Origin of the sequence: Bradyrhizobium yuanmingense, from assembly GCF_029167105.1 — a bacterium.
Taxonomy (GTDB): domain Bacteria; phylum Pseudomonadota; class Alphaproteobacteria; order Rhizobiales; family Xanthobacteraceae; genus Bradyrhizobium; species Bradyrhizobium yuanmingense_A.
Map to the genome: position 1 here is coordinate 1 of NZ_JARFML010000034.1, position 2,500 is coordinate 2,500.

The following is a 2,500-nucleotide window of genomic DNA, read 5'->3' on the forward strand; positions in this document are numbered from 1 at the left end:
GCCCGGGGGAGGTCGCCAAGGAGGGCTCCAGGGCGCCCTCCGGAGCCCGCCGGCGGGCAAACTTTTTTTCAGATTTTTTGCCGGGTGGGCTTGTCCGACGCGACCGATGGCCTTCTAACTGCCTGGAATCGCGGATGTTTTGTCGACGCTCCACTGTGCGACGATTTGTTGACGATTGGCGTTGACAGGCCGGAAGGTGGGGCCTATAACCCCAACCACTGAGCGCGGCGCCGCCGGGTCACTGACCAAGGCGAGCGAACGCGCCACTGATGCTCCTCACCTTGTTGAGTGACACAACAGCCGACACCAGTCGGTTGGAGTTCATCCATCGTCGGTAAGGGTGTCGGAACCCTTCCTCTCAGGAAGGTTGAGGCCTCCACGGTCTCGGGCTGTTTGACAAGTGAAGATGAAGAAAGAGAAACGTGGACGGCGGAGTCCTTGCGGGTCTCGCTTCCGAAAAGCTTCGGCTTTTCTGATCGAGACCGGACGAAAGACTTCGGCGGTACACGTTTTAAAGGAAACACCATCGTTGCCAGCGATGTGAATCGCGGGCAGCACATCGACTTCGGTCGATAATGGTGGGACCTCGTCAAACGTTGTGATCAGCCGGTTCAAAGTTCAAGTCCAACTTGAGAGTTTGATCCTGGCTCAGAGCGAACGCTGGCGGCAGGCTTAACACATGCAAGTCGAGCGGGCGTAGCAATACGTCAGCGGCAGACGGGTGAGTAACGCGTGGGAACGTACCTTTTGGTTCGGAACAACACAGGGAAACTTGTGCTAATACCGGATAAGCCCTTACGGGGAAAGATTTATCGCCGAAAGATCGGCCCGCGTCTGATTAGCTAGTTGGTGAGGTAATGGCTCACCAAGGCGACGATCAGTAGCTGGTCTGAGAGGATGATCAGCCACATTGGGACTGAGACACGGCCCAAACTCCTACGGGAGGCAGCAGTGGGGAATATTGGACAATGGGGGCAACCCTGATCCAGCCATGCCGCGTGAGTGATGAAGGCCCTAGGGTTGTAAAGCTCTTTTGTGCGGGAAGATAATGACGGTACCGCAAGAATAAGCCCCGGCTAACTTCGTGCCAGCAGCCGCGGTAATACGAAGGGGGCTAGCGTTGCTCGGAATCACTGGGCGTAAAGGGTGCGTAGGCGGGTCTTTAAGTCAGGGGTGAAATCCTGGAGCTCAACTCCAGAACTGCCTTTGATACTGAAGATCTTGAGTCCGGGAGAGGTGAGTGGAACTGCGAGTGTAGAGGTGAAATTCGTAGATATTCGCAAGAACACCAGTGGCGAAGGCGGCTCACTGGCCCGGTACTGACGCTGAGGCACGAAAGCGTGGGGAGCAAACAGGATTAGATACCCTGGTAGTCCACGCCGTAAACGATGAATGCCAGCCGTTAGTGGGTTTACTCACTAGTGGCGCAGCTAACGCTTTAAGCATTCCGCCTGGGGAGTACGGTCGCAAGATTAAAACTCAAAGGAATTGACGGGGGCCCGCACAAGCGGTGGAGCATGTGGTTTAATTCGACGCAACGCGCAGAACCTTACCAGCCCTTGACATGTCCAGGACCGGTCGCAGAGATGTGACCCTCTCTTCGGAGCCTGGAGCACAGGTGCTGCATGGCTGTCGTCAGCTCGTGTCGTGAGATGTTGGGTTAAGTCCCGCAACGAGCGCAACCCCCGTCCTTAGTTGCTACCATTTAGTTGAGCACTCTAAGGAGACTGCCGGTGATAAGCCGCGAGGAAGGTGGGGATGACGTCAAGTCCTCATGGCCCTTACGGGCTGGGCTACACACGTGCTACAATGGCGGTGACAATGGGATGCTAAGGGGCGACCCTTCGCAAATCTCAAAAAGCCGTCTCAGTTCGGATTGGGCTCTGCAACTCGAGCCCATGAAGTTGGAATCGCTAGTAATCGTGGATCAGCACGCCACGGTGAATACGTTCCCGGGCCTTGTACACACCGCCCGTCACACCATGGGAGTTGGTTTTACCTGAAGACGGTGCGCTAACCCGCAAGGGAGGCAGCCGGCCACGGTAGGGTCAGCGACTGGGGTGAAGTCGTAACAAGGTAGCCGTAGGGGAACCTGCGGCTGGATCACCTCCTTTCTAAGGATGGCTCTTCAGAAGCTTGCTTCTATCGAGCTGTTTTAGAAACATCAGTGGCCAACAGATCGCCAGATCGTTGAGCTGCATTGGCGGGATTTCGCCGTCTTCGTTTCTCTTTCTTCGCGGACGAACACGCGCTGGGCCTGCAACGGCAGGATCCCACGGTCCCTGACGGGATAGGCGTTAGGGGCTTGTAGCTCAGTTGGTTAGAGCGCGCGCTTGATAAGCGTGAGGTCGGAAGTTCAAGTCTTCCCAGGCCCACCAGCCTTCGCGCTTCGCTGCTTCGGCTAGGCAAGCCCTTCGAAACGAAGGCTGCCACGCCGTAGCCTTGGCGAAGGCGGGCTAATCAAACGAGCATTCGTCTTCTGGTTACGGGGCCATAGCTC

General features: G+C 56.6%; 2 tRNA genes and 1 rRNA gene (1 of these 3 cut by a window edge). All 3 read left to right on the forward strand.

The features are described 5' to 3' along the window. Positions 1 to 625: 625 nt before the first annotated feature. Positions 626 to 2,114, forward strand: a 16S ribosomal RNA gene (locus P0R31_RS32010). 187 nt (positions 2,115 to 2,301) lie between these two features. Continuing rightward, positions 2,302 to 2,378: transfer RNA gene (locus P0R31_RS32015), tRNA-Ile, on the forward strand. Positions 2,379 to 2,487: 109 nt separating this feature from the next. Continuing rightward, positions 2,488 to 2,500, forward strand: a tRNA-Ala gene (locus P0R31_RS32020) (it continues 63 nt past the right edge of the window).